The 6,163-nt window shown below is 43.7% G+C and carries 3 protein-coding genes; 2 read left to right on the forward strand and 1 reads right to left on the reverse strand.

Annotation, left to right across the window (positions count from 1 at the left end):
- Window positions 1-302 precede the first annotated feature (302 nt).
- A complete protein-coding gene (ubiG, locus tag AACT21_RS05280; protein WP_017044298.1) occupies window positions 303-1,010 on the reverse strand; it encodes a bifunctional 2-polyprenyl-6-hydroxyphenol methylase/3-demethylubiquinol 3-O-methyltransferase UbiG in 708 nt (235 codons plus the stop codon).
- Window positions 1,011-1,304: 294 nt separating this feature from the next.
- On the opposite strand from ubiG, the gene gyrA reads away from it, so the two are divergent.
- Entirely contained in the window at window positions 1,305-4,028 is a 2,724-nt protein-coding gene (gyrA, locus tag AACT21_RS05285; protein ID WP_017049834.1) for a DNA topoisomerase (ATP-hydrolyzing) subunit A, read from the forward strand.
- A 357-nt stretch (window positions 4,029-4,385) separates the two neighbouring features.
- Window positions 4,386-6,032 carry a methyl-accepting chemotaxis protein gene (locus AACT21_RS05290; RefSeq protein ID WP_017046166.1) on the forward strand — a complete coding sequence of 549 codons (1,647 nt, stop codon included), beginning with the start codon at window positions 4,386-4,388 and terminating at the stop codon, window positions 6,030-6,032.
- Window positions 6,033-6,163: the final 131 nt, after the last annotated feature.

Raw genomic sequence — 6,163 nt, forward strand, 5'->3', positions numbered from 1 at the left:
GATCTGGGACAGCTTGTGGATAACTAGCAAAAATAAAAAAAACAGTTAGTACCCACTTACTGATGATCAAAGAGCCGATTTGATTGTAGAAAATTACCGTTTTGAGTTTGGTTTAGATGTAACCACAATCAAAAAAAAACTTCTTGATCTTTGAGGAAAAAAGGGAGCGATTTTCGATGTGGTTAAAATGGAATCTAGAGCACAAAAAACAGCCTAGAAACCGAGAAAAAATGTGCTATTCGGCTTAATTTTTAACGTGAGCAATACGCTATCGATAATGGCATATTAGATGACCACTGACTTTAAAAAAGCTGAGTATGAACGATGTAATTGACATCAACATTGCGCCCTAAACGGTAAGTATCGGTTAACGGGTTATAAAGTAGGCCAGTTATTCCTTGCTCTTGCAGGTTTGTTTTATCAATCATCTTAATCAGTTCCGATGGGCGGATGAATTTTTCATGATCATGTGTGCCTTCTGGAACAATGCGTAGCAACTTTTCTGCGCCCACGATGGCAAACAGGTAAGACTTAAAATTACGATTGAGCGTAGAAAAGAAAACATGACCGCCGGGTTTGACCAACGCAGAACAGGCTTGAACAACGGACAATGGGTCTGGAACATGCTCAAGCATTTCCATGCAGGTGACAACATCATATGTGTGTGGGTTGTCAGCGGCGTGGTCTTCAATCGTACTTTGAATATAAGTGAGCTTTGTTCCGGTTTCTAAAGCATGTAAACGAGCGACTTCAAGCGGTTCTTTGCCCATGTCTAAGCCAGTCACTTGCGCACCTTCTCGCGCCATGCTTTCGGCTAAAATTCCGCCACCACATCCAACATCGAGCACCTTCTTGCCAAATAGGCCGTTGGCATTGACCAACACATAGTTCAATCTTAACGGGTTAATTTGATGCAGTGGCTTAAATTCACCATCCAGATCCCACCAGCGTGACGCCATCTCTTCAAACTTTTTAATTTCATTAAGATCAACGTTTTGTGCTTTAGTCATGTTAGATTCGCTCTTGCTGTCAAAATAGGCATCTTTAGTTGTGTGGGATATTATAACCAGTTGATTATCACAGGCTACAGGTTATCTTTATTTCATTAATTTTTGGCTAAAATTTGGCCATTAATCAGCCGGGTATGGAATGAATGTGCAATTTCTCGGCACTTGATACACAACAAAGGTCACAACCTGATAAAAGGAAAGGGAAAGGGATGCCGAAGTAGTGAATTATGTGTTATATTTTTCGGCCTTGTACGTATCGAATATACGATCAAAAGATAGAGGGATAATGGCTCTATGAGCGATCTAGCTAGAGAGATCACGCCCGTAAACATTGAAGATGAGCTAAGAGGTTCATACCTAGACTACGCGATGTCCGTTATCGTGGGTCGTGCTCTTCCAGATGTGCGTGATGGCCTAAAACCAGTACACCGTCGCGTTCTATTCGCGATGAATGTGCTTGGTAACGATTGGAATAAACCATATAAAAAATCTGCCCGTGTTGTGGGCGATGTGATTGGTAAATATCACCCGCATGGTGATAGTGCTGTATACGATACGATTGTTCGTATGGCGCAGCCGTTCTCATTGCGTTACATGTTGGTCGATGGCCAAGGTAACTTTGGCTCGATCGATGGTGACTCTGCGGCAGCAATGCGTTACACCGAAGTACGCATGTCAAAAATTGCCCACGAACTGCTTGCCGATCTCGACAAAGAAACGGTCGATTATGTACCGAACTATGACGGTACAGAACAGATCCCTGCGGTTCTTCCTACGAAAATTCCTAACCTACTGGTGAATGGCTCATCCGGTATTGCAGTAGGTATGGCAACCAACATTCCACCCCATAACCTAACGGAAGTGGTCGAAGGTTGCTTGGCCTATATAAATAATGAAGACATCACCATTGATGAGCTGATGGACTACATTCCGGGCCCAGATTTCCCAACAGCAGCATTAATCAGTGGCCGCAAAGGAATTATCGACGCTTATAAAACAGGGCGCGGTAAAGTCTACATGCGCTCTAAAGCGGATATCGAAGTCGAGAAGAATGGTAAAGAAACCATTATCGTCAGAGAAATCCCTTATCAAGTGAACAAAGCACGCTTGATTGAAAAAATTGCTGAGTTGGTTAAAGAGAAAAAAGTCGAAGGCATCAGTGCACTGCGTGATGAGTCTGATAAAGACGGCATGCGTATTGTTATCGAATGTAAACGTGATGCGGTTGGCGAAGTGGTACTGAACAACCTTTACGCTCAAACACAGTTACAAACAACATTCGGCATCAACATGGTTGCGCTGGATAATGGTCAACCTAAGCTATTCAACTTGAAAGAAATGTTGAAATGCTTTGTTGATCACCGCCGTGAAGTGGTGACGCGTCGTACTATTTTTGAACTGCGTAAAGCTCGTGATCGTGCCCACATTCTAGAAGCACTGGCTCTCGCGTTAGCCAACATTGATGAAATCATCGAATTGATTCGCCGCGCGGCAACGCCAGCAGAAGCAAAAGAAGGCTTGATTGCTCGTGGTTGGGATCTTGGCAACGTAGCGTCAATGCTTGAACGTGCTGGAACCGATGCCGCTCGTCCTGAATGGCTTGAACCAGAATACGGTATCCGTGATGGCAAATATTTCTTAACTGAGCAACAAGCCCAAGCAATTCTTGAACTTCGTCTGCACAGATTGACAGGTTTAGAGCACGAAAAAATTCTTGATGAGTACAAAGCTCTTCTGGAAGAAATCGCTGAACTGATGCATATCCTTGCCAGCACTGAACGTTTGATGGAAGTGATCCGCGAAGAGCTTGAAACTGTTCGTGATGCTTTTGGTGACGCACGACGCACTGAAATTACCGCGGCAACTCACGATATCGACATGGAAGAGCTGATTGCTCGTGAAGATGTGGTCGTTACACTTTCTCATGCAGGTTATGTGAAATACCAGATCCTCAGCGATTACGAAGCACAACGCCGTGGTGGTAAAGGTAAGAGCGCGACGAAGATGAAAGAAGAAGACTACATTGAGCGTCTTCTTGTGGCGAATACTCATGACCATATTCTTTGCTTCTCGACTCGTGGTAAGACATACCGTTTGAAAGTCTATCAATTACCGCTAGCGAGCCGTACAGCGCGTGGTAAACCTATCGTTAACATTCTTCCTCTGGAAGAAGGGGAACGTATTACTGCGATTTTGCCAGTCACTGAGTTTAGTGATGATAAGTTTATCTTTATGGCGACCGGTGACGGTACAGTGAAGAAAACATCACTTTCAAGCTTTGCCAACGTGCGTTCTAACGGTTTGATCGCGGTTAACTTGCGTGAAGATGACTCTTTGATTGGTGTGGACATTACCGATGGCAACAGTGAAATTATGCTGTTTTCTAAATTTGGTAAAGTGGTTCGCTTTAAAGAATCAGAAGAAACGCCAGTATTGGATGAAAATGGTCAGCCTGTTCTTGATGAACATGGCCAGCCAGAAATTAAGTTCAAAGGTGTTCGCGCCATGGGACGCACAGCGTCCGGTGTTCGTGGTATGAAGCTAGCAGAAGGCGACCAAGTGGTATCGCTGATTGTTCCTTCAAATGACGGCGACATCTTAACAGTGACACAAAACGGCTATGGTAAACGTACAACCTTAGGGGAATATCCAACTAAAGGTCGTGCAACTCAAGGCGTTGTTTCAATCAAGGTGTCTGAGCGTAATGGTCAAGTTGTCGGCGCAGTGCAAACTGAAGAAGGCGATGAGTTCATGATGATCACCGATGCCGGTACGCTCGTTCGTACTCGCGTCGCGGAAGTGAGCCAAGTGGGACGCAATACTCAAGGTGTGACCTTGATTCGCACCGCTGAAGATGAAAACGTCGTAGGTTTACAACGTATTGAAGAAATTGAAGATGTTGAGTTACCAGAAGGTGAGGAATTGCCAGAAGGTGAAGCGAGCGTTGCAATTTTAGAAGTACAAAGTGACGCCGAAGAGACTGACTCTGAACCGAGCAGCGATTCTGAAGACGAGTAATCGTTTCACATATCCACCTTTATTCTAAGGTGATAAAGAATAAAAGCCGGAGCATTGATTGCTTCGGCTTTTTACTTCTAGCGAGCAGCCCATCCAACAAGTGAAGGATTTCCATTCAGCGTTGAAATCGTGGTGGTCTTTTTGAAAAGATCATCTGTGCCACAAATACGGCTGACTCCACATCTCTCATTCAACCTAAAATTGCCTATACTTAGCTATTGAGTTAACGTCATAAAAGTCATTAATTTAATTTTAAACGTTCTAGAAAAGATAACTTTTTAATAAATAAGAAACCATTCATTGGTTAAGATCTGTCCCCATAACATAATGGCGCTACAACTAAAAAGGATATAAAAGATGTTTGCTAATCGGTTTACCTTACAATCGCGATTAATTTTTGCGGTGTTATTACCTTGCGTTGCGTTGATTATTGTTGGAATGGCGAGCTTCAATAGCATGTCGACGATTCAACGACAGGCAGAACAGCTCTATCTCAATACGGCCGCGCCAATGCGTTCAATGGCTGAAGTTGCCTCTCGAATTCCCCGTATGCGGGTTGGTATCGATATGATGTTACTTCAAGAGACGTCGTTAAGAGATAAAAAGGGTGTCCTCACACGCGTGAAAGAGACACGTGACGAAGATATCCCTGAAATGAGGCAGTCTGTCGAGCACGCAGTTCAGTCACAAGTGGATCCAGAACAACGTAGACAAGTTCAGCAGCTGTTGACTGACTTTGAAAAAATGGTCAGTACTCAACTTAATCCTATGTTGGCGGCATTTGAAAAGGGCGATCTAGATACGGCGCGCAACATATACCGAGATCAATATGCGGTTACCTATGGTGAACTGCGTAAAAAAGCCAATGTGATCCTCGATTCGCTACTAGAGCAGGCCAAACAGCAGAACGTCAATAGCCAAAAGAGTTATGCCCAAGGGCAAAATCACATGTTTATCATTATTGGTATTGGCGTGCTAATTTCGTTTGTCACTTCATTCTTTATTGTTATCGGCCTAAAAACGAGAGTGGCCAGCCTACAAAAATCGATTGCTTTGGCAGCTGAAAACATGGCGCTAGATGCTCGTATTGATTTAGGTGGTCAAGATGAGTTATCGAAAATTAGCGACAGTTTTAACGACTTCATTGAGAAAGTACATGTAGCGATCAAGCAAGTGGCTTCGAGTTCTTATGAATTAGCGAATACGGCTAACCAAGTTTCAGCTCGGGCACTATTAACCAAAAACAACTGCACTTCGCAGCGTGATAGAACAGTTCAAGTGGCCACTGCTATTCATGAACTAGGTGCAACGGTAGGCGAAATTGCAAACAACGCAGCTCAAGCTGCCGACGTTGCGAAACAGGCCACTCATCAGGCGGAAAATGGCACCACTGTAGTAGAGAAAGCACAAGTGCAAATTGCAGATTTGATCACTGAATTAGAGCAAGCTGCACAAGTCGTAGGCTCTTTGGCTGGTCAAGTGGTTAACATCAGCTCGATACTTGAGACTATTCGTAGCATTTCCGAGCAAACGAACTTACTTGCATTGAACGCAGCGATTGAGGCGGCGCGAGCGGGAGAGCAAGGTCGAGGTTTTGCGGTCGTTGCCGATGAGGTGCGAAATTTGGCAAGCCGCTCTGCTGCATCAACCGAAGAAATTCAAAGAGTCATTAATAACTTACAGGAAGAATCGAAACGGGCGGTTGGGGCAATGTCCCAAGGCCGAGAGCAAAGTTTGTTGGTGGTTGAACAAGCTGAAAATGCCAATAGCTCGCTAAAACAGATCCGCGTTTATATAGAGAATATTAGTGATCAGAATATTCAAGTGGCGACGGCAACGGAAGAACAATCGAGTGTGGTCAGTGAAATCAACCGCACAGTTGAAGATATTAATCATCTCACCATGGAAACAACAACAGTCGCTGAGGAGCTCACCGTCAGTAGCGAACACTTGAAAAAAGTTTCCAAGCAACTCGATAGCCTAGTGAACAATTTTAAATTGTAATTGTGATACTTTAGGCTTAGATATTAGAAATGTGATAACTATTCCATAACTTAACACGACATAAGACATGTCTATGAAAAATGGTATTATTTTTGAGAATTTTAGTATTTTTATAGGAATCGGTTGTGGAC

The organism is Vibrio sp. V08_P9A1T1 (assembly GCF_963874405.1).
In the GTDB taxonomy this organism is placed as follows: domain Bacteria; phylum Pseudomonadota; class Gammaproteobacteria; order Enterobacterales; family Vibrionaceae; genus Vibrio; species Vibrio anguillarum.

Coding starts and splice junctions, on each gene's coding strand:
- gyrA (WP_017049834.1), top strand. CDS start 1,305: ATGAGCGATCTAGCTAGAGAGATCACGCCCGTAAACATTGAAGATGAG.
- AACT21_RS05290 (WP_017046166.1), top strand. CDS start 4,386: ATGTTTGCTAATCGGTTTACCTTACAATCGCGATTAATTTTTGCGGTG.
- ubiG (WP_017044298.1), bottom strand. CDS start 1,010: ATGACTAAAGCACAAAACGTTGATCTTAATGAAATTAAAAAGTTTGAA.